We start from the raw sequence: 20,413 nt of genomic DNA on the forward strand, positions 1-20,413 counted from the left end.
ACATCTCGCGTGCCTTACTGCTCCAGTTGCAGGCACAATGCCATCTTTGATCAGCCGGGTCGGAGCTTTACCCTTGCCGCGTTCTTCCGCTGTACGTCTGAGCCATTTCCTCCCGTCATTGCTGCTGTTGCTGGCGGGGCTTGCGGCTGCCTACGTCAAGGATCTCAACGTTTTCTTCACCTCGCTGTTCAACGTGCTCCCGACGCTGGTGTTGTTGCTGGGCGGGGCGTATTGCGCGGTCTACCGACGTCAACGTGAACTGTTTCTGATGGTCACGGTGTACATCGCCTACTTCCTCCTGGACACCCAGACCGACTTCTACCGCGATAACGGCAAGGTGCGCGAAGACGCGGCGGTGGTGTTCCATCTCGTTTGCCTGTTGCTGCCGCTGTTGTTCGGGCTGTTCGCGGCGTGGCAGGAGCGCACCCACTTGTTCCAGGACATGGTGGCGCGGTTCGCGGTGTTGCTGGCCTTTGGCAGCGTGGCGCTGGCCCTGGAGCAGAGTTTCCCCCAAGCCTTGCTGTTGTGGCTTTCGGAGATCCGCTGGCCCGCGTTGCACGGCGCCTGGATGAGCCTGATCCAATTGTCCTACCCGATGTTCGCCGCCGCATTCCTGCTGCTGGCCTGGCAATATTGGCGCAACCCCCGGCCACTGCATGCGGCGCAACTGGTGGGGTTGCTCGGGTTGTTCTGGATGCTGCCGAAGACTTTTATCCTGCCGTTCACCCTGAACATCATGTGCAGCCAGGTGATGCTGATGATCGCTGCGGCGGTTGCCCACGAGGCCTATCAAATGGCCTTCCGTGACGAGCTGACCGGCCTGCCGGGTCGTCGGGCGCTGAACGAGCGCATGCAGCGCCTGGGGCGCAATTATGTGCTGGCGATGAGCGACGTGGACCACTTCAAGAAATTCAACGACACCCACGGCCACGATGTGGGTGACCAGGTGCTGCGCCTGGTGGCCAGCAAATTGTCGAAAATCGGCGGTGGCGGTAGGGCGTATCGCTACGGCGGTGAGGAATTTGCCCTGGTGTTCGCAGGCAAGACCATCGATGAGTGCATGCCCCATTTGGAGGTCATCCGCCAGTCCATCGAGACGTACGCGATCCAGCTGCGTAATTCCGACAGCCGTCCCCAGGACGATCAACAAGGTCGCCAGCGTCGTTCTGGCGCCGGCGCATCCAGCGTCTCGGTGACGGTCAGCATCGGCGTCGCGGAACGCCTCGAGCAACGCACGCCTGAAGAAGTGCTCAAGTCCGCCGACCAGGCGCTGTATAACGCCAAGGGCGCGGGGCGCAACTGTGTGATTGCCTTCGGGCAGAACCGCCGCGGTGCGGTGCGCATGGAGACTGCCGCGGGTTGAGTGATGACGGCGCATTCAGCGTCTGGACTGTGATTGTGGGCCTGGGTGGCCGGCAGTAGGTTGAAACGATCTGCTACCGGAGAAAACCACCATGCCCGAGTACAAAGCCCCGCTGCGCGACATGCGCTTTCTGATCGATCACGTCTTCGATTTCCATGGCCGCTATGCCGAGCTGGGCGCCAGCGATGCCAGCCCGGACATGGTCAGCGCGATCCTCGAGGAAGGCGCCAGGTTCTGCGAGAACGTGCTGGCGCCGCTCAATCGCTCCGGTGACGAAGAAGGTTGCCATTTCGACAACGGTGTAGTCACCACGCCGACAGGCTTCAAGCAGGCTTTCGCACAGTACGTGGAGGGCGGCTGGCATGGGCTGGCGGCGGACCCGGCGTATGGTGGCCAGGGCTTGCCCAGCTCCCTGGGCCTGGTCATCAGCGAGATGATCGGCTCCAGCAACACCTCCTGGGGCATGTACCCGGGCCTGACTCACGGCGCCATGTCGGCGATTCACGCCCACGGCACGGCAGAACAGAAACAGACCTACCTGAGCAAACTCACCGCCGGCCAGTGGACCGGCACCATGTGCCTGACCGAAGCCCACTGCGGCACCGACCTGGGCATCATCAAGACCCGCGCCGTGCCCCAGGCCGACGGCAGCTACGCGATCTCCGGCAGCAAGATCTTCATTTCCGCCGGCGAACACGACATGAGCGATAACATCATCCACCTGGTGCTGGCCAAGTTGCCGGACGCCCCCGCCGGAACCAAAGGCATCTCGTTGTTCATCGTGCCCAAGTTCCTGCCCGACACCACGGGTGAGGCCGAGCCGCGCAATGGCGTGTCCTGTGGTTCGATCGAACACAAGATGGGCATCAAGGCCTCGGCCACCTGCGTGCTGAATTTCGATGGGGCCAAGGGTTTCCTGATCGGCGAGCCGAACAAGGGCCTCAATTGCATGTTCACCATGATGAACCACGCCCGGCTCGGTACCGGTATGCAGGGCCTGTGCCTGGGCGAGGCGAGCTTCCAGGGCGCGATCAAATACGCCAACGACCGGTTGCAGATGCGCGCGCTGACCGGCCCCAAGGCGCCGGAAAAGGTCGCCGACCCGATCATCGTCCATCCCGATGTGCGCAGGATGTTGCTGACTATGAAAGCCTTCAACGAAGGCAACCGGGCGCTGACGTATTTCACCGCGCAATTGCTTGATACCGCGCACCTGAGCGCGGACGAAACCGCCCGCCAGGAGGCCGAGGACCTGCTGGCGTTCCTCACCCCGATCTGCAAGGCCTTCATGACCGACACCGGGCTGGAGGTGACCAACCACGGCATGCAAGTGTTCGGCGGTCACGGCTTCATTCGTGAGTGGGGCATGGAGCAGTTGGTGCGCGACTGCCGCATTGCGCCGATCTACGAGGGCACCAATGGCATCCAGGCCCTGGATCTGCTGGGGCGCAAGGTGCTGGGTAGCCAAGGCAGGTTGCTGCGTGGCTTCACCAAAATCGTCCATAAATTTTGCGCTGCCAACGCTGAACATCCGCAGCTTGACGATTACGTCGCGCAACTCGACGGGCTCAACCAGCAATGGGGCGAACTGACCACCCGGGTCGGCATGGCCGCCATGAAAAATCCCGATGAAGTGGGTGCTGCCTCCGTGGATTACCTGATGTACAGCGGCTACATCATCCTGGCCTACCTGTGGCTGCGCATGGCCTTGGTGGCCCAGGCGCAACTCGACAGTGGCACTGGAGACGAGGATTTTTGCCGGGCCAAATTGGCGACGTGCGAGTTTTACTTCAAGCGCCTGCTGCCGCGTACAGCCGCCCATCGGGCCGCCATTGAGGCGGGGAGTGATTGCCTGATGCAATTGCCTGCGGAGTTGTTTGCACTCTGATGGGCTGAAACATTTCTCTGTGGCGAGGGAGCTTGCTCCCGCTGGGCTGCGCAGCAGACCCTCTTTGTGAGCGCTGCGCACTGGAGCGCCAGCCCGGTCAAGCGGGAGCAAGCTCCCTCGCCACGATAAACATCCAAGTCTTCCTGGTGACTAAAAATAACAAAACGGTCATGGGTTGACCCTATGTGTCGCAAAAGTTGTTGAGGTACACTCAGGTCATTGCGAAAACCGTCTTTTACGAACCAACTGTTTAGATCCTGCGAGGTTTGCCATGGCTGACTACAAAGCGCCCCTGCGCGATATGCGCTTCGTCCTCAATGAAGTGTTCGAGGTCGCCAAACTCTGGGCCCAATTGCCGGCGCTGGCCGACACCGTGGATGCCGAAACGGTCGAAGCGATCCTTGAAGAAGCCGGCAAAGTCACCAGCAAAAGCATCGCGCCCCTCAGCCGCGCCGCTGACGAAGAAGGTTGCCACTGGGCCGACGGCGCCGTCACCACGCCGGCAGGTTTCCCACAGGCCTACAAGACTTACGCTGAAGGCGGTTGGGTCGGTGTCGGCGGAGACCCGGTGTACGGCGGCATGGGCATGCCCAAGGCCGTTTCGGCCCAGGTCGAGGAAATGGTCAACTCCGCCAGTCTGTCCTTCGGCCTGTACCCGATGCTGACCGCCGGCGCCTGCCTGTCGATCAATGCCCACGCCAGCGAAGAACTGAAAGCGGCGTACCTGCCGAACATGTACGCCGGCGTCTGGGCCGGTTCCATGTGCCTGACCGAGCCTCATGCCGGTACGGACCTGGGGATCATCCGCACCAAGGCCGAACCCCAGGCCGACGGTTCCTACAAGGTCAGTGGCACGAAGATTTTCATCACTGGCGGCGAACACGACCTCACCGAGAACATCATTCACTTGGTACTGGCGAAACTGCCGGACGCGCCGGCAGGCCCCAAGGGCATTTCGCTGTTCCTGGTGCCCAAGTTCATGGTCAATGCCGACGGCAGCCTGGGCGCGCGCAACGCGGCCAACTGCGGATCGATCGAACACAAGATGGGCATCCAGGCGTCCGCCACCTGCGTGATGAACTTCGACGAAGCCGTGGGTTATCTGGTAGGCGAGCCGAACAAGGGCCTGGCGGCGATGTTCACCATGATGAACTACGAGCGCCTGGGGGTTGGTATCCAGGGCCTGGCCTCCGGTGAGCGTTCCTACCAGAACGCCATCGAATATGCCCGTGACCGCCTGCAAAGTCGTTCGCCAACCGGTGCGCAGAACAAGGACAAGGTCGCTGACCCGATCATCGTCCACCCCGACGTGCGTCGGATGCTGCTGACCATGAAAGCCTCGAACGAAGGCGGCCGGGCCTTTTCCACCTACGTGGCGATGCAACTGGATACCGCCAAGTTCAGCGAAGACCCAGTCACCCGCAAGCGCGCCGAAGACCTGGTGGCGTTGCTGACACCGGTGGCCAAGGCCTTCCTGACTGATCTGGGCCTGGAAACCACCGTCCATGGTCAACAGGTGTTCGGCGGCCACGGTTACATTCGTGAATGGGGCCAGGAGCAACTGGTGCGCGATGTGCGTATCACCCAGATCTACGAAGGCACCAACGGTATCCAGGCGCTGGACCTGGTGGGGCGCAAGATCGTCGGCAGCGGCGGTGCGTTCTACAAGTTGTTTGCCGATGAAATCCGTCACTTCACGGCCACCGCGAGCAGCGATCTGGCGGAATTCATCAAGCCGTTGAACAGCGCTGTCGACACGCTGGACGAGTTGACCGACTGGCTGTTGGACCGGGCGAAAAGCAACCCGAACGAAATCGGCGCGGCGTCTGTGGAGTATCTCCAGGCGTTTGGCTACACCGCGTATGCCTACATGTGGGCGCTGATGGCCAGGGCGGCCTTGGGCAAAGAAAGCCAGGATGATTTCTACGCGAGCAAACTGGGCACGGCGCGATTCTATTTCGCCCGCCTGCTGCCGCGTATTCATTCCTTGAGCGCTTCGGTCAAGGCGGGCAGCGAGTCGCTGTTCCTGCTGGAAGCCGGCCAGTTCTGAAATCATGACGATGTGTAAGCATTCTCTTACACATCGTGCTGGCGTTTTCCCTCTATCGGCGGATTGGATCCAGGGCTAATCTAGCTTCCATGGATGTAGCGCAGGACGCGCAAAGTAACAACACGGACACGTAGGATTCTGCCAGGACGGCGGAGTGAAATGGATGTCAGGGAAACAGTCTGCAAAGCCCCGCTTCGGCGGGGTTTTCTTTTGCCTGCGTTTTTTGTTCCTGGCAGGCGCCCGCCATCGATGCTGCTTCTGGTTGCGTTTCACTGAACCCTGACGAGCGGCCTGAGGTCAATGAGCTATAGGGCAATTTGGCCATCGTCGATCAGGGAGTCATCCATGGATTTCATTCGCATCATTATCGCCATCCTGCTGCCGCCACTGGGGGTGTTCCTGCAGGTCGGCTTCGGCGGGGCTTTCTGGCTGAATATCCTGCTGACGCTGCTGGGTTATATCCCTGGCATCGTCCATGCGGTGTACATCATCGCCAAGCGCTGAACTCATCGGTTATAGAACCCCCTGTGGGAGCGAGCTTGCTCGCGATAGCGGTGTGTCAGTCCACGGAAATGTCGACTGGACTACTGCTATCGCGAGCAAGCTCGCTCCCACAGTTTTTTGGCATCCTACAGGTCGCCATCCATCACCTTGCGATAGAACAACCACTCATGCTCCAGCGCATGGGCCTGGTTCGCGGCCTTGCGAAAGCCATGGCGCTCATCGGGGTAGTAGTGCGCCTCGACCGCCACGCCGTTGGCCTGTAAAGCACTGACCATGTCGCGGGTTTGCTGCGGTACCACCACGGCGTCCAATTCACCCTGGAAAAAGATCACCGGCACGCGAATGTTCCCGGCGTGCAGCAGCGGGGTGCGGGCTTGATAGCGTTCGACGTCCTGTTGCGGATCGCCGATCAGCCAGTCCAGGTAATCACCTTCGAACTTGTGCGTGGCCCGGCCGAGGGCGACAGGATCGCTCACGCCATAGAGGCTGGCGCCGGCGCGGAATACATCATGGAACGCCAGGGCGCAGAGGGTCGTGTAGCCACCGGCACTGCCACCCCGAATGAACGCACGTCGGCCGTCAATCAGGCCTTGTTCATCCAGGTAGGCGACCACCGCGCAGGCGTCCTCGACATCCACCAGCCCCCAGTTCAAATGCAACGCTTGCCGATACGCCCGGCCATAGCCACTGCTTCCGCGGTAATTGAGATCGGCGACGGCAAAGCCACGCTGGGTCCAATACTGGATACGCGGATCGAACAGGGGATAACAGGCCGAGGTGGGGCCGCCGTGAATGAACACCACCAAGGGCGGCTTCGCTTGCTTATTCATGGCCGGGTAAAAGAACCCGTGGGCCTCACCTGACCCGGATGGATAGCGCAGGGTGCGAGGACGGCTGATCTGTTCGACGGGCAATGGTGTGACGCCGCCGGCCAGCACGGCCACTTCGTGGCTATGCCGCTCAATGGCAATGATCGCCGATGGGCGGATCGGCGAGGCTGCAACGGCGTAGATGAACCGCTCATCCAGCGCCAGGCTGCGAAAGCGGGTGTAGGTGCCGGTGAAGTCCTCATCGGCATCGTCTCCGTGACACAGGCCCAGACGCCCGAAACCCGCTTCGGTCCAACTGGCCAGGTACGTGTGTTCGCCCAGCGGCAGCCAGGTGCAGCCACCCAGTTGCCACGGCGCTGGGGCGTGATCGGCTTGGGCGGCAGGCAGCGGTTTCAGGCCCTGGGCCGACTCCATCCAAGGCTGCCAATAACCACCGCGATCAGTCAGGCAGTAAAGACGACTGGTCGCATCGAAGCGCGGTTGCTGGATGGACTCTTCTTCACCGTCGCCCGCGATACAGCGCGGCGCCCCCCAACCCGCAGCGTTGCGCTCGGCCAGCATCAAGCGCGTTGCGGTCCAGGGTTGATGTGGGCGGCTCCACTCAATCCAGGCGAGCCGCTGGCCGTCCGGGCTCACGGTGGGGGACGCGTAGAAATCTGCACCTTCGGCCAGCAGATGCCGCTGATGATCCACCAGCCCGATCGACACCAGGCGATGCCGGTTGGCCTGTTCTTCCACCGCCAAAACCTGGCCGTCGACGAAGCTCAGATCTCCATAACGGCAGTCACCCGAGGTCAGCGCCACGGGGCGTTCGTCGTTCAGGGGTTGGTGGTACAGCTGCTGGTCGGCCTCATTGACGAACAGCACGCCGTCACGGCTCAGGCAAAATGATCCACCGCCGTATTCATAGACCCGGCTGCGCGCGCTGAACCCGTCCGGTGTCAGGCAGCGGGGCATGGCGTCTTGCCAGTGCCAGATCCGGCAGGCGCCGTCTGCGGGGCGGTATTCATTCCAGAACAGGCCCAAAGGCCCGAGCTGCAGTTCGGCGAAGTCGGTGCCGGCGGCAACGGCCTGGGCGGCGCTGAAAGGCTCAGCCTTTGGCGATGAGGCGCGAGTTTCGTTCATTGCGAAAGGCCAATTGTTCAATGGTTTGCGTGGCGTGCTCGGCGTCTTCGCGAGCCTTGAGAATCACTCCGTGATGTTCGGACTTGCTGCACACCGGGTCGGCGTTGCTGGCGTCGCCTGTGAGCATGAATGCCTGGCAGCGACAGCCGCCGAAGTCCTTCTCCTTTTCATCGCAGGAACGGCACGGCTCGGGCATCCAGTCATAACCGCGAAAGCGGTTGAAGCCGAACGAGTCGTACCAGATGTGCTGCATGCTGTGGTCGCGCACGTTGGGAAATTGCACCGGCAGCTGGCGGGCACCGTGACAGGGCAATGCCGTGCCGTCCGGTGTGACGGTGAGGAAAATGCTGCCCCAGCCATTCATGCAGCCCTTGGGGCGTTCTTCGTAGTAGTCCGGCGTGACGAAGATCAGCTTGCACGGGTTGCCTTGCGCTTCCAGCTTGGCACGGTATTCGTTGGTGACACGCTCGGCGCGTACCAGTTGCTCCCGGGTGGGCAGCAGGCCGACGCGGTTGAGCTGCGCCCAGCCGTAGAACTGGCACGTGGCGAGTTCGACGAAGTCGGCTTCCAGGGCGATGCACAGCTCGATGATGCGATCGATCTTGTCGATGTTGTGCCGATGGGTCACGAAGTTCAGCACCATCGGATAACCGTGGGCCTTTACCGCCCGGGCCATTTCCAGTTTTTGCGCGAAGGCTTTCTTCGAGCCGGCCAGGAGGTTGTTCACCTGCTCATCGCTGGCCTGGAAACTGATCTGGATATGGTCGAGGCCGGCCTTCTTGAAGTCGCTGATTTTCTGCTCGGTCAAGCCAATGCCGGAGGTGATCAGGTTGGTATAGAAACCCAGCCTGCGTGCCTCGCCGATCAACTCGGCCAGGTCCTGGCGCACCAACGGCTCGCCGCCGGAAAAGCCCAGCTGCGCGGCGCCCATCTCGCGGGCTTCGCGAAAGACCTTGAACCATTGCTCGGTGCTCAGCTCCTTGCCTTGCTCGGCAAAGTCCAGAGGGTTGGAGCAGTACGGGCATTGCAGCGGGCAACGATAGGTCAGCTCCGCCAGCAACCACAGCGGCAAGCCGACTTCAGGCTTGGGCGGCAGACCCGTGTTCTCAGGCAAGTTCGATCCAGTGCTGTGCACGGGCGACCTCCATGAATTGCTCGATGTCGTCGCCGAGTTCCGGCACGCCGGGAAACTGCTTCGCCAACTCACCGATGATGGCCGCGACATCCCGTTCACCGTCGATCAGGCCGCCGATCAAAGAAGCGCTGTCGTTCAGCTTGATCATGCCTTCAGGATAGAGCAGCACGTGGCCTTTCTGGGCCGGTTCGTACTGGAAGCGATAGCCGGGGCGCCAGCGCGGGGTTTTGCTGCGGTCGAAACTCATAAGGTGATCCCTTTGTGCCACACCCGTTGCCCGGTCACGCTGTGGTAGGGCGGGCGGTTCAATTCATAGGCCATGCTCATGGCGTCGAGCATGCTCCAGAGGATGTCCAGTTTGAACTGGAGAATCTCCAGCATGCGTTCCTGCCCTGCGCGGGTGGTGTAGTGCTGCAAGGTGATCGCCAGGCCATGTTCCACGTCACGTCGGGCCTGGCCCAGGCGGGTGCGGAAGTACTCATAGCCGGTCGGGTCGATCCATGGGTAGTGCTGCGGCCAACTGTCCAGGCGCGACTGGTGGATCTGCGGGGCGAACAGTTCGGTCAGCGAGCTGCTGGCGGCTTCCTGCCAGCAGGCCCGGCGGGCGAAGTTGACATAGGCATCCACGGCGAAACGCACACCGGGCAGCACCAGCTCCTGGGAGCGCAGTTGATCGGGGTCCAGGCCCACCGCCTGGCCCAGCCGCAACCAGGCTTCGATGCCGCCGTCTTCGCCGGGAGCACCGTCATGGTCGAGCAGGCGCTGAATCCACTCGCGGCGGATCTCCCGGTCCGGGCAGTTGGCCAGGATCGCGGCATCCTTGAGCGGGATATTCACCTGGTAGTAAAAACGGTTCGCGACCCAGCCCTGGATCTGCTCGCGAGTCGCGCGGCCTTCATACATCGCCACGTGATACGGGTGATGGATGTGGTAATACGCGCCCTTGGCACGCAGGGCGGCTTCGAACTCGGCGGGGGACAGGGGGGTGTCAGTCATTTCGGTTCTCCGGGAAGTGCCCGTGGGTTCTGTGGCGTCAGGGCTGGCCTCATCGCGAGCAAGCTCGCTCCCACACGGGTTGTGCTGTGAATCAGATATCCAATGCAACTCGAACTACTGTGGGAGCGAGCTTGCTCGCGATGGGGCCAGTCCAGCTGAATCACCCCTGGCTGACACACCACACATTCACCCCCACCATCGTTCCGCCCTTCTTACAACTCAATACTCATTCCGTCGTAGGCCACTTCAATCTTTCGACGTACAAGTTCAGCCCGCTCGGGCGAGTCTTCGTCCAGGATCGGGTTGGTGTTGTTGATATGGATAAGGACCTTGCGCGGCCCAGGCACTTGTTCCAGCACTTCCAGCATACCGCCGGGGCCATTCTGGGCCAGGTGACCCATTTCCCGGCCAGTGCGGGTGCCGACGCCACGGCGCTGCATTTCATCGTCGTCCCACATCGTACCGTCCACCAGCAGACAATCGCTGCCGGCCATGATCTCCAACAATGACTCGTCGACCTTGCCCAACCCCGGGGCATAGAACAGCTTGCCACCCGTGCGCAGGTCTTCGACGATCAACCCGATGTTGTCGCCCGGGTGCGGGTCGAAGCGATGCGGTGAATAGGGCGGTGCGGCGCTGCGCAGGGGCAGTGGGGTGAAGCGCAGGTTCGGGCAGGCCTCGATGGTGAAGCTCTGGTCGAGTTCGATGCGATTCCAGCTCAACCCGCCGTTCCAGTGGGTCAGCATGTTGAACAGCGCAAAGCCCGTGCTCAGGTCTTCATGGACCATGTCGGTGCACCAGACTTGATGCGGGCAACCTTCGCGCAGGCTGAGCAGGCCGGTGGTGTGGTCGATCTGGCTGTCCATCAGGATGATCGCGCCAATGCCGGTGTCGCGCAGGGCCCGGCCCGGCTGCATCGGGGCGAACGCCTGGAGCTGGGCGCGAATGTCCGGAGAGGCGTTGCACAGCACCCAGTTCACACCGTCATCGGACAGGGCGATGGACGATTGGGTGCGCGCCTGGGCCCGCAGGCTGCCGTTGCGAAAACCTGCGCAATTGGCGCAGTTGCAGTTCCACTGGGGGAAACCGCCACCGGCGGCAGAACCTAGAATCTGGACGAACATGGCTGCTCCATCTGCAAACCGAAATAAAAACGCCTCGGCTGGCCGAGGCGTAGTGCTGCGTGCTTAACCGCCTGCAGCATTCAACGGCTGGCGAAGTACATGGTGACTTCGAAACCGATACGCAGGTCGATATATGCGGGTTTGGACCAGGACATGGGAATACTCCTTTGGTTGGGATGCTTTCGTTAGATAGAACGGTTGAGACCTATACATATAGTCCACCTCCGTTCGGAGATGTTCAGATGCTTAGGCGCCTATGTTACTAAATCTGACATATTCGTTCGCCGCGATTCTCGAAGAAAGCTCATTACAGCCCCTGCAACGATCACTGCGGCGCTTGCCAACGCTCTTGCGGGCAGGCTCCGTTGCTCAGGCAATACCATCCTCCTTCAGCCTTGATCAGACGTTGGGCGGCCATTTGTAGCTGGGTGCGATCCAGGCACACGATGGCAGCGGACAGTTGCTCGAGATAATCCGACGGGTGGCCGGCCAGCTTGCCCTGCCAGAGCAGTTCGGCGGCCTGGGCGCAGGGCAGGGCGGTGCCCTGGAGTTGGGCGGCTAGCGCCTGCTGCTGGCCGGTCAGGGATGAGTCATCGAGCTGCTCGATCAGCGTCGGTAACCCAGCCAGGAATTGCTCGATGTGGGCGCTCAGTTGCGTCACCGAGAGGCTGGGCGATTGGACGCCGAACAACACCCCGGTTTGCCCGTCGATCTGCTTCAATCCACTGAACACCGCATAACCCAACTGCAACTCCACGCGCAGGCGCTGGTAGAACGGCGTCTGACACAGCTGTGCCAGCAACCGCCAGGCGGCTTCGTCGGCCAGCGTCGGGGTGGCTGTCGGGCAAAACAGCAACACGGCCGGTTCTTCGCCGGGAGTCTGGAGCGTATGCCAGAGGCGTTGCCCGCGAGGCGCCGGCGCCAGGCTGGCTTCATCGCCGGCGATCCCCGGCACCCGGGCCAGCGCAGGGCCCAGCGCCCCTTGGGTGGCCGTCGACAGGCCGATGGACAGCCCGTCCCAGCGGGCCGTTGCCCATACACTTTGGTCGCTGGCGGGCACTGGTAACACTGGCGCTTGCCGGTTGTGGCGGCAGTGGTTCGGCAGCGCCTTCAACAGATGCCGAATCGGCATCGGCGGGGGTTCGTGACCGGCTTGGGCCATTGGCAGCGGTTGCGCAAGCTTCGTCAGAAGGTGTTCAAGTACCAGCGGTATCGGCGCCTGCAAGCCGACCAGTTTCAGCAGCCATTGATCAGCGCAGGACTCGAAGCTGACGTCCACGCCGGCCTGGCGAGCATCCTCTTGCACATCCCGCAGGTGCCGGTCGAGCCTGGATTGAAAGTCCAGCGGTGCCTGGGTCGTCAGTTGCCAGCGCAGGTACACCGCGCCTTCACGACCGTTGTCTGGCAGCGCCTGGCTGAACTGCATGGGCGAGCGTTCCCGGCGACCCCGGGAGCGGTCCTGGGCGAAGGTTCGCAAGCCGCGGTGGGCGCTGGTCTGCCCGCGTATCAGCCCGGCGCGAGGCGCTTCGCTAGGTGTTTGTAAGAAAGGGTTGGGCGCGGGCAGTTGCCATTGTCCCGCGACGTTATCGGCAGGGTGCAGTTGCCTGAGGATTTCCCTGAGCCTGACGAGGTCGTTTGCCAGCAGCGGCCCGTCGCGTCCTTCACCGTCCCAGCGGGCCACCTGCAAGGCCGATCCTGTCTCCTGCCGGCGCTGCAACAGTGCGGTGAACTCCTGGCGCAACGGCGCCCAGTCGTCCTGAGCGGCAAAGAACCCCAGCCAGTCGTGCAGCAACGCTTGGATTTGCGCCGCTGCCGGAGCGTTGGCGTGCCTGAGTTCGATGTGCAGCAGCGCCTGCCCGGCAAACTCATACGGCGCGTTGGCCTTGAGGCTGTCAGCCAGGCCGCGCTGACGCAACGTGGCGAGCACGCCGCCCGGTTTGCTGGAGTTCAGCCACGTACACAGAAAATCCAGGGCTTGAGGCGAGGCGGCGGGCAAGTCTTCGAAGGCGAACAGCAGATCAAGGCAACCCTCGCGGGCCTGTTGATAACTTGACTGGGACGATGCCATCAAACTTGGTGGTGCCGGCCTGGCAAGCGCTTCGCCGGCAGGTATGTGGCTGTCGAACTGTTCAGCCAGCGTTTTCAAGGTGTCGATGCTTTGCGGGCCGGCCAGGCTCAGGGTCATCTGGCCGCTCCGGTAAAAGCGGCGATAGAAGTCGTGCAATGCGCTTTGGAATTCGGCTTGCGTCACTGCCAGGCTATCGCGATTGCCAGCATGAAAACCCCGCAGTGGATGGGGCGCCGACAGGCCGTCATGCAAGGCAAGCTGTCGCTGGGCTGCAGCATCCTGGGACCAGGCGATGAACTCGGCGTGCAGCACTTCCCGTTCGCGCAATTGATCGGCTTCATCCAGGCGAGGGTGGGCAAGCATGTCCCACAGCCGTTCGAGTCCGTCGGAGAAAGTTGCGGGTGGCAATTCGAAGAAAAAATCCGTGGTGCGTTCGCTGGTGCGCGCATTGACCTGGCCGCCGTGGCGCTGCACGTAGGCCATCAGGTTCTCCCCGGCGGGGAAACGCTCGGTGCCGAGGAAGAACAGATGTTCGAGCAGGTGCGCCAATCCCGGCCAGGCCAGGGGCGCGTCATGGCTGCCAGCCGCGACTCGCAGCACTGCAGCGCTGCGCTTGAGGCCTGGGACGTGACGCAATGTCACCCGCAAGCCGTTGGCCAGGGTTTCAGTGTGGGGGCGGAGGGAGTCGGGGGCCGGCATGAGCGCTTCCAGAACAAAGATGCGCTCATGCTAGCGGATTAGGCCGCGTTCTCAATCCTCAATCAGTGTTTGTGCAGGTCGTCGTAAAGCTCGGGGCGGCGATCGTGCAGGTAGTTGTAGGCAGCGCGGGAGTCTTCCATCAGTTGTCGATCCAGTTCACCGACGATCAAGGCCTCATCCAGCCCTGCAAGGGCCGGGCGGCTGCCGTTCGGTGCGGCGATGCTGCTTTGGCCACAATACTGCAATTCACCTTCGTGGCCGCAGTAGTTGGCGTACGCCACGAAACACTGGTTCTCGATCGCCCGGGCACGCACGGTGACGTCGGCGATGAAGTCGTAGGGTTGCATGTTGGCGGTTGGCACCAGGATCAGCTCGGCGCCGGCCAGGGCCAGGCGTCGGGCATTTTCCGGAAACTCCAGGTCGTAGCAGATCAGGAGGCCGAGCTTCCAGCCATTGAGCTCCACGATGGGCAATGCGGCGTCGCCGGCGCTGAACATGGCGTGATCGAGGTCACCGAACAGGTGGCTCTTGCGGTAGTTGGCCAGGCGCTCACCCTGGGCGTCGATCAGCTGTACGGCGTTGTAGATCTGCCCGTCTTCGCCGCGCTCAGGGTAGCCATAGACAATCGCCAGGCCTGCGGCCTTGGCAATGCGGGCGATCTGTTGCGCCCACTCGCCGTTGTAGACCTCGGCCAATACATTCACCGCGTCGACGCCGATGTTGTAGCCGGTCATGAACATCTCCGGCAGCACCAGCACATCGGCGCCCCTGGCTTCCAGCGCCACCTGGTGCAGGCGTTGCAGGTTGCCGGCCGGGTCCAGTGGCAGCGGCGGGCATTGGTAGAGGGCTACACGCATCAATAACTCCTTTTATTCGGGCAGGGCGATCGGACCGATCTCATGGAACACATCACCTGGACCCGGGTTCTCGGCGTGAGTTTCACCGCCGAAGTGCTTCATGATTCCCCACACGGCATTGAGTGAGGTCTGTACCGCGCCTTCGACCCAGGCCGGTGTCCATGAGACGTCATCGCCGGCGATAAAGATCCCGCGTTGTTCGACTGGCATGTCGTCCTGCATGAAATGCGCATACATGCGCTGGTTGTAGCGATAGTGGCCGGGCAGGGCGCCCTTGAATGCGCCGAGGAAATGCGGGTCGGCTTCCCAGGACACGGTGATCGGATCGCCGATGATCCGGGCGGCGATGTCCACCTTGGGATAGATTTTCTTCAGGGCATCGAGGGCCAGCTTCACGCGTTTTTCCACCGGGTGCGGGAGCATTTTCAGGGCGTCGCTCATCCAGGAGTACGACAGGCAAATCACCCCTGGCTTGTCGTCCCCGTTGTCGAACAGGTAGGTGCCACGGGTCAGGCGATCGGTCAGGGTCATGCTCATCAGGTCGCGGCCGGTTTCCGGGTCCTTGTCCTTCCAGAATGGCCGGTCGACCATCACGAAGGTCTTCGACGATTGCATGTAGCGGGTGCGGTCCAGGGCCATCCACATTTTTTGCGAGAACAGCGCTTCTTCACATTCGATCTGGGTGGTCAGCAGCCAGCTCTGGCAGGTGACCAGCACTGCGGCGTATTCGCGGGTGTTGTCCCAGACGTCGGTCACGCTGAATCGGCCATCGGCTGCGCGGGCAATGCGCTTCACGCCGCTGCGTGGGGCACCCAGGTGCAACGAATTCAGGCTGGTCCCTTGCGGCCAGTGCACGCAGCGTTCCGGCACGTGGTTCCAGATGCCGTGGGGCACCTGCTCGACGCCGCCGACCACCAGGTGCTGGTGGTCGTCGCAGTTGGTCATCACGACACGGAAGATTTCCAGCATCGAATTGGGGAAGTCCGAATCCCAGCCGCCGGTGCCGAAACCGACCTGGCCGAACACTTCGCGGTGCTGGAAAGAGAGCTTGGCGAAGGCCTTGGAAGTGGCGACGAAGTCGTAGAAGGTGCGGTCGTCCCACAGTGGCACCAGGGTGTTCCACAGCTCCTTGAGGCGTGGCACGTCGCGGTCGCGGATCGCCTGCTGGATGTCGCCGAAGCGCGAGCCATCCTCCAGCGCATCGGCCCAGGCGTCGGCGACTTCCTGGAACAGTGCGGGAAGGTCCGCCAGTTTCTGTGCGTAGTAGGTCTGGCCTTCCAGGTCGATGACCGTGCTGCCGGACGCCGGGGTCAGCGGGTTGGGGAACGGTTTGGTCTCCAGGCCCAGCTTGTCGACGTAATGGTAGAACGCGGTGGAGGACACCGGAAAACGCATGCCGCCCAGCTCGGCAATCACCCCTTCGGCGCCGTTGAACGCCTGTGAGCGCAGGCGCCCACCCATCTTCGACGCTTCGTAGACCACGGGCTTGAGACCCAGCTTCATCAGCTCGTACGCCGCCACTAGGCCGGCGATCCCGGCCCCGACAATCGCCACTTCCGCACCGTGGTTGTGGGCGGGAATACTGCCCAGGCCGGCCGGATGCTCGATCCAGTCGTCAAAGGCGAAAGGAAAGTCCGGCCCGAAAATGGTGATGGGCTTCTTACCGTCTGCTGGGTGGCGATTGTTCTTGTTCATGGCTGACCTTGGTGGGCGACTCGACGCAGTGTTCGCGTCTGAGTATAGGAAAGATGCCAGCCATTCTAGGGAGGGTAGGACACGTTAATAAGACACAATATGTCGTCGTTTTGAGCAGTTTTAAGTCACTTTGTTGTGTTCGCGAATCGTAATGACGAAACATGGCACTGTGGGAGCGAGCTTGCTCGCGAATACGGTGGCACATTCAACACTTGTGGCGATTGATACAACGCTTTCGCGAGCAAGCCCGCTCCCACAGAAACTCTCCTTAACAATTGTCTGTGCGATCAGGAGGGGCAGGTAGCCGCCGATGCTTCTACGGTTATTCCCTTGAGGTTATATATCCTGGGTGGCATATTTGTATGAAATGGGACGTTGAATACACTGACGAATTTGAGTTGTGGTGGGACCGTCTCAGTGAGTCGGAGCAAGACTCGGTACAAGTCTCGGTGATGCTACTCGGCGATACTGGGCCGTATCTGGGCTTTCCTCACACCAGTGATATCAAAGGTTCGCGTCATGGCAACCTTCGTGAGTTACGGGTGCAACATGCAGGTAGGCCTTATCGTGTGCTCTATGCGTTTGATCCACGACGCTGCGCCATCCTGCTGATCGGGGGAGACAAAACCGGCCAGGACCGTTGGTATCAGCAATATGTGCCTTTGGCCGAACGCCTCTATGACGAGCATTTGGAAGTATTGAAGAGAGAGGGCTTTGACCATGGCTAAGAAATTTTCCGATTTGATGGCGCGTCGTTCGCCTGACTCCCAGGCTCGTGCACAGGCTCTGTATCAGCAGTTGCGTGCGGAAATGCCGCTGCACGAGTTGCGTCAGGCGCAGGAGTTGAGCCAGGAGGCCTTGGCCAAGGCACTGCATATCAACCAGGCGGCAGTCTCGAAAATGGAGCGCCGTACGGACATGTACATCAGCACATTGCGCAACTACATCCGGGCCATGGGGGGGGAATTGGAGATTATCGCGACCTTTCCGGAGGGGCAGGTCAGGATCGAAAATTTCTCCCATCCAACACCGTAACTTGCGTTGTTCCCTGTGGGAGCGAGCTTGCTCGCGATAGCGTCGGTTCAGTCAGCACTTTCATGGACTGACAGACCGCCATCGCGAGCAAGCTCGCTCCACAGGTTAAGTGACGCAGGGCTCAGACTGGCTGGCCTCGATCGATCTTGCTGCTGAGGATGATCGAGGTGGTGGTCTTCTCCACGCCGTCCACGCTGCCGATCTGGTCCAGCAACTGGTCCAGCTGTTCCGGCGAGTCCGTGCGCAACCAGGCGACATAGTCGAACTCACCGCTGACCGCGCACAGCTGCTGGACCTGGGCCATGGCGCTCAAGCGCCGCAGCACGTCCTTGCCGGAGCGCGGTTGGACCTTGATGCCGACGTAAGCCTGCAAGCCACCGTCAATCACCCGCTGGCCCAGGCGCACGCCATATCCGGTAATCACCTTGGTCTTTTCCAGGCGCGCCAGCCGCGAGGTCACGGTCGTGCGGGCGATACCCAGTTGCCGGGCGAGCATGGCGACGCTTTCCCGGGCGTTGATTTGCAGCGCCGCGATCAGTTGCCGGTCGATTTCGTCGAGGACGGGAGGGCGGGTGTCAGTCAAAGTGGGCTCCGGCGCAGGCATTCGATGGCGAGCATGTTACAGGCTCTCACGTGCGAAATAGCCAATGGCAGGCAAAGCCAGTGCGCGCCAGGCGGGGGCCAGGTGTACCTGTGAAGTCCTGAACCAGAAACCGTCCTGGCGAACCAGCTGTTCGGTGGGCAACTGCAACAAGAAATCCAGTGAGAACGACTGCACTGAGCCTGGGTCGTCATCGTCTTGTGCTTCCCAATCGCGCTCAAAGCAGCGTACATGCAACTGTTCGGCGTCGAAGCTTTCAAACAGCGGCCGGTTGCCCAGCCACTGCGGATGCACCCGCAATGTGTGTTCCTGGACATCCAGGAGCAGCAATTGCCAGCCTCGATAGCTTCCACACTGTTCTGTCACATCGGTCGCCATGCAGGTCAGGGCCAGGTAGCGGCTATCCGTCGACCAGATCATCGACGGTGCCAGGTCGACCAACGCGCAGCCTGAGGCTGTCAGCAGGTGGCCTCCGAGCCGGGGCGTCTGCGCACGCACCCAACTGTCGGCATATTCCGTTTCGCTGCCGAACAGCCAGGCGGCATCCTGATGGTCGGGGGCGGGCTGGATGAAGTCACCGTCGGCGTTGGCCACTTGCGGACGATCCACCAGGCGCCAGGGGGCGACGCAGTGCAGTTGTGAGTTTGTCACCTGCAGGTCCACGGTGTTGTAGAACAGCCGGGATTGCTCGCTGGGATGAAAGAACGAAGGATCGCTGCCGATCGGCGGCGCCGGGATGTTGAAGCGTTGCAGCGCGCTGCTGTCCAGGTCGTGGTCAAGACGACCGGCCACCACGGCCAGACTCAAGCGGCCATCCAGAAAATCGAGTATTCGTTCCACCCACATGGCGGGCCCTTCCAGCAGGCGTCGATCCTTCACATCTGCAATGACCGCATGGGTGGCCACTGTCGTTGAGTCTGCAAAGGGCAGCAGTGCCAGGTAACGCCCGCAGTCAGAGATGCGATGATCCAGCAGCCAACTGCCTGGCAAGTGCCAATCACCAATCTGGCAGCGATAACCGCCAAGCCCCTCGCGATTGTCGCAAAGCCAGATAAGCTGAGCGTATGCGCCACCCAGCAGCGGCTGCGTCTCGATGTACGAGTCACCTCGCACTCCCGGACTGTCCAGCGGCATCGCGATGGCCATGCGGGTCAGTTTGAACTCAGCAACCTGTACGCGACCCTGGGCGTCATGACCGGCCTGGGTTTCGGTATCACTGTGGATGCTGTCCAGGCGGTAGCCATACCGGCCGGAACCCGGTCGCGGATAGTCGAGGTACGCGCCGATATGCACATGGTGCGCGTCGAGGCTCAGCAACTCATGCCAGTAGAAGGACGGTTCAGTCGCACTTTTCACCCACGGCAACGGCAAGGCGCGCCAGCCTTTGTCGAGCTGCCACAACCAATACTGGTCGCCATCTGCTTGAGGATTACGCGCCTGGGCCAGGCACACCAGGGCGCATTGATCGATGCTCCACACCAACGGTGCGTCTGCCGCCATCAGCAGGTTGGAGGTTTGTCCGTTGACGCTGACGGTATAGCGTGGCGAAAGCAGGGGATCCAGTGGCTGGGCCAGGTCACGAAAGGTCGAGGGCAAAAAAATATTGCCCTGCAGGCATTGCCGGCCATCAACGGAGCGTCGTTCGAAGGTTTGCTCAGGATGACAATCGGACTCCAGCCACAGATCGCCGACAGGCAACAGGGGGGTGACGCTGGCCGTTTGCAACAGCTCATCGAGCCGGGTTTCGCGAACGCTGTTATCCACCAGTGGGCTATGGCGTCCGCTTAACAGGTCGAGGTCAAAAGCGTCCAACTCCCAGAGTTCGCTGTCGGCGCAGCGGTACAACTGGCGTTGCTGACGGTCGAGCACCACCAATCCCCATGCCTGCCGGGACGGTACCGGTGCCGCGAAATAGCGCCCGTCGCTGGAGAACACGGCCGAAGAGCCCAGGCCTTGCAGGAGCACGCCGTCGGGGAACAGATAGTCGCAATAAGTCGGGCCGCCCATGGCGATTTCGCCGTGGTTGAACGCTCGGATCGGCTCGCCTTCAGGGGTCAGCAGCGGTTCGTTTCCGCCCCAGGCACTCGGCCCTTTGCTGGAAATGGGTGTCAACCCAAGGCGCCTCTCCCAGCTACTGACGCAGGCGAGCCCGACCATGATGCCGACGAGCGCTACCAAGATACCCCACCACTCAGGCAACGCCCGGCCCAGGCTGAAACCCAGGCCAAACACAGCGCCGACCGTCAGCCGGGCGATGCCTCGGCCCATCGCCAAAAAGCCCAGGCGGGCGGCAAGCCCCATCAGCAGTCCGAGGCATACCACCGCCAGCAAAGCCAATGGGGGCGGCAGCAAGGTGACGAAAAAGGCTGGCGCCAGCAGGATGCCGAGTTGCCAGAACAGTTCAAGAAACAGTCGAGAGAGGCTGGGGCTGGCGATGATGGGC

The 20,413-nt window shown here is 61.7% G+C and carries 17 protein-coding genes; 6 read left to right on the plus strand and 11 right to left on the minus strand.

Features of this window, described 5'->3' with window-relative positions:
• Positions 1 to 73: 73 nt before the first annotated feature.
• The 4 genes from Q7F16_RS11750 to Q7F16_RS11765 all read left to right on the plus strand — a co-directional run bounded on the left by Q7F16_RS11750 (position 74) and on the right by Q7F16_RS11765 (position 5,805).
• Positions 74 to 1,363, plus strand: coding sequence for a GGDEF domain-containing protein (locus Q7F16_RS11750; protein WP_046064535.1), 1,290 nt, complete (start codon positions 74 to 76; stop codon positions 1,361 to 1,363).
• Between the two features lie 91 nt (positions 1,364 to 1,454).
• Entirely contained in the window at positions 1,455 to 3,251 is a 1,797-nt protein-coding gene (locus Q7F16_RS11755; protein ID WP_409555819.1) for an acyl-CoA dehydrogenase C-terminal domain-containing protein, read from the plus strand.
• Between the two features lie 271 nt (positions 3,252 to 3,522).
• Positions 3,523 to 5,301, plus strand: coding sequence for an acyl-CoA dehydrogenase C-terminal domain-containing protein (locus Q7F16_RS11760; RefSeq protein WP_409555820.1), 1,779 nt, complete (start codon positions 3,523 to 3,525; stop codon positions 5,299 to 5,301).
• A 345-nt stretch (positions 5,302 to 5,646) separates the two neighbouring features.
• A complete protein-coding gene (locus Q7F16_RS11765; protein ID WP_003177654.1) occupies positions 5,647 to 5,805 on the plus strand; it encodes a YqaE/Pmp3 family membrane protein in 159 nt (52 codons plus the stop codon).
• A gap of 125 nt (positions 5,806 to 5,930) precedes the next feature.
• On the opposite strand, the gene Q7F16_RS11770 is transcribed toward Q7F16_RS11765, so the two are convergent.
• The 9 genes from Q7F16_RS11770 to Q7F16_RS11810 all read right to left on the minus strand — a co-directional run bounded on the left by Q7F16_RS11770 (position 5,931) and on the right by Q7F16_RS11810 (position 16,334).
• A complete protein-coding gene (locus Q7F16_RS11770; protein WP_409555821.1) occupies positions 5,931 to 7,760 on the minus strand; it encodes a S9 family peptidase in 1,830 nt (609 codons plus the stop codon).
• Positions 7,726 to 8,895 carry a pyrroloquinoline quinone biosynthesis protein PqqE gene (gene pqqE, locus Q7F16_RS11775; RefSeq protein ID WP_095974299.1) on the minus strand — a complete coding sequence of 390 codons (1,170 nt, stop codon included), beginning with the start codon at positions 8,893 to 8,895 and terminating at the stop codon, positions 7,726 to 7,728. Before pqqE ends, Q7F16_RS11770 begins: the two co-directional genes overlap by 35 nt.
• Positions 8,867 to 9,142: a pyrroloquinoline quinone biosynthesis peptide chaperone PqqD gene (gene pqqD / locus Q7F16_RS11780; protein WP_223473169.1), complete on the minus strand. Its 276-nt coding sequence runs from the start codon at positions 9,140 to 9,142 to the stop codon at positions 8,867 to 8,869. The genes pqqE and pqqD overlap by 29 nt, the downstream gene beginning before the upstream one ends.
• Positions 9,139 to 9,891, minus strand: a complete 753-nt coding sequence (gene pqqC, locus Q7F16_RS11785) for a pyrroloquinoline-quinone synthase PqqC (protein WP_014340538.1) — start codon at positions 9,889 to 9,891, stop codon at positions 9,139 to 9,141. Before pqqC ends, pqqD begins: the two co-directional genes overlap by 4 nt.
• A gap of 212 nt (positions 9,892 to 10,103) precedes the next feature.
• The gene (pqqB, locus tag Q7F16_RS11790) at positions 10,104 to 11,015 is read right to left on the minus strand and encodes a pyrroloquinoline quinone biosynthesis protein PqqB (protein WP_046064541.1); all 912 of its coding nucleotides are present in this window, start codon (positions 11,013 to 11,015) and stop codon (positions 10,104 to 10,106) included.
• An 80-nt stretch (positions 11,016 to 11,095) separates the two neighbouring features.
• Positions 11,096 to 11,170 carry a pyrroloquinoline quinone precursor peptide PqqA gene (gene pqqA / locus Q7F16_RS11795; RefSeq protein WP_003177660.1) on the minus strand — a complete coding sequence of 25 codons (75 nt, stop codon included), beginning with the start codon at positions 11,168 to 11,170 and terminating at the stop codon, positions 11,096 to 11,098.
• 170 nt (positions 11,171 to 11,340) lie between these two features.
• Positions 11,341 to 13,782 carry a pyrroloquinoline quinone biosynthesis protein PqqF gene (gene pqqF / locus Q7F16_RS11800; protein WP_409555822.1) on the minus strand — a complete coding sequence of 814 codons (2,442 nt, stop codon included), beginning with the start codon at positions 13,780 to 13,782 and terminating at the stop codon, positions 11,341 to 11,343.
• Positions 13,783 to 13,844: 62 nt separating this feature from the next.
• Entirely contained in the window at positions 13,845 to 14,639 is a 795-nt protein-coding gene (locus Q7F16_RS11805) for a carbon-nitrogen hydrolase family protein (RefSeq protein WP_079302823.1), read from the minus strand.
• Between the two features lie 12 nt (positions 14,640 to 14,651).
• The gene (locus Q7F16_RS11810; protein WP_409555823.1) at positions 14,652 to 16,334 is read right to left on the minus strand and encodes a flavin monoamine oxidase family protein; all 1,683 of its coding nucleotides are present in this window, start codon (positions 16,332 to 16,334) and stop codon (positions 14,652 to 14,654) included.
• 362 nt (positions 16,335 to 16,696) lie between these two features.
• On the opposite strand from Q7F16_RS11810, the gene Q7F16_RS11815 reads away from it, so the two are divergent.
• Both Q7F16_RS11815 and Q7F16_RS11820 read left to right on the plus strand, forming a co-directional pair.
• Positions 16,697 to 17,062: a type II toxin-antitoxin system RelE/ParE family toxin gene (locus Q7F16_RS11815; protein WP_024616744.1), complete on the plus strand. Its 366-nt coding sequence runs from the start codon at positions 16,697 to 16,699 to the stop codon at positions 17,060 to 17,062.
• Positions 17,055 to 17,369: an XRE family transcriptional regulator gene (locus tag Q7F16_RS11820; RefSeq protein WP_024616743.1), complete on the plus strand. Its 315-nt coding sequence runs from the start codon at positions 17,055 to 17,057 to the stop codon at positions 17,367 to 17,369. The genes Q7F16_RS11815 and Q7F16_RS11820 overlap by 8 nt, the downstream gene beginning before the upstream one ends.
• 121 nt (positions 17,370 to 17,490) lie before the next feature.
• Here Q7F16_RS11820 and Q7F16_RS11825 read toward each other — a convergent pair whose 3' ends face one another.
• Both Q7F16_RS11825 and Q7F16_RS11830 read right to left on the minus strand, forming a co-directional pair.
• Positions 17,491 to 17,952 (minus strand): Lrp/AsnC family transcriptional regulator, encoded by a 462-nt coding sequence (locus tag Q7F16_RS11825; protein ID WP_018607342.1) that lies wholly within the window; start codon positions 17,950 to 17,952, stop codon positions 17,491 to 17,493.
• A 36-nt stretch (positions 17,953 to 17,988) separates the two neighbouring features.
• Positions 17,989 to 20,271 (minus strand): hypothetical protein, encoded by a 2,283-nt coding sequence (locus Q7F16_RS11830; RefSeq protein WP_409555824.1) that lies wholly within the window; start codon positions 20,269 to 20,271, stop codon positions 17,989 to 17,991.
• Between the last annotated feature and the right edge of the window lie 142 nt (positions 20,272 to 20,413).

Source organism: Pseudomonas sp. Lb2C2 (assembly GCF_052112205.1).
Lineage (GTDB): Bacteria > Pseudomonadota > Gammaproteobacteria > Pseudomonadales > Pseudomonadaceae > Aquipseudomonas > Aquipseudomonas kilonensis.

Excerpts from the sequence above, each read along its gene's own strand:
- Q7F16_RS11805 (WP_079302823.1), bottom strand. The coding sequence starts at position 14,639 with ATGCGTGTAGCCCTCTACCAATGCCCGCCGCTGCCACTGGACCCGGCC.
- Q7F16_RS11815 (WP_024616744.1), top strand. The coding sequence starts at position 16,697 with ATGAAATGGGACGTTGAATACACTGACGAATTTGAGTTGTGGTGGGAC.
- pqqD (WP_223473169.1), bottom strand. The coding sequence starts at position 9,142 with ATGAGTTTCGACCGCAGCAAAACCCCGCGCTGGCGCCCCGGCTATCGC.
- Q7F16_RS11820 (WP_024616743.1), top strand. The coding sequence starts at position 17,055 with ATGGCTAAGAAATTTTCCGATTTGATGGCGCGTCGTTCGCCTGACTCC.
- Q7F16_RS11755 (WP_409555819.1), top strand. The coding sequence starts at position 1,455 with ATGCCCGAGTACAAAGCCCCGCTGCGCGACATGCGCTTTCTGATCGAT.
- Q7F16_RS11765 (WP_003177654.1), top strand. The coding sequence starts at position 5,647 with ATGGATTTCATTCGCATCATTATCGCCATCCTGCTGCCGCCACTGGGG.
- Q7F16_RS11830 (WP_409555824.1), bottom strand. The coding sequence starts at position 20,271 with ATGGGGCTTGCCGCCCGCCTGGGCTTTTTGGCGATGGGCCGAGGCATC.
- Q7F16_RS11810 (WP_409555823.1), bottom strand. The coding sequence starts at position 16,334 with ATGAACAAGAACAATCGCCACCCAGCAGACGGTAAGAAGCCCATCACC.
- Q7F16_RS11770 (WP_409555821.1), bottom strand. The coding sequence starts at position 7,760 with ATGAACGAAACTCGCGCCTCATCGCCAAAGGCTGAGCCTTTCAGCGCC.
- pqqC (WP_014340538.1), bottom strand. The coding sequence starts at position 9,891 with ATGACTGACACCCCCCTGTCCCCCGCCGAGTTCGAAGCCGCCCTGCGT.
- pqqF (WP_409555822.1), bottom strand. The coding sequence starts at position 13,782 with ATGCCGGCCCCCGACTCCCTCCGCCCCCACACTGAAACCCTGGCCAAC.
- pqqB (WP_046064541.1), bottom strand. The coding sequence starts at position 11,015 with ATGTTCGTCCAGATTCTAGGTTCTGCCGCCGGTGGCGGTTTCCCCCAG.
- Q7F16_RS11760 (WP_409555820.1), top strand. The coding sequence starts at position 3,523 with ATGGCTGACTACAAAGCGCCCCTGCGCGATATGCGCTTCGTCCTCAAT.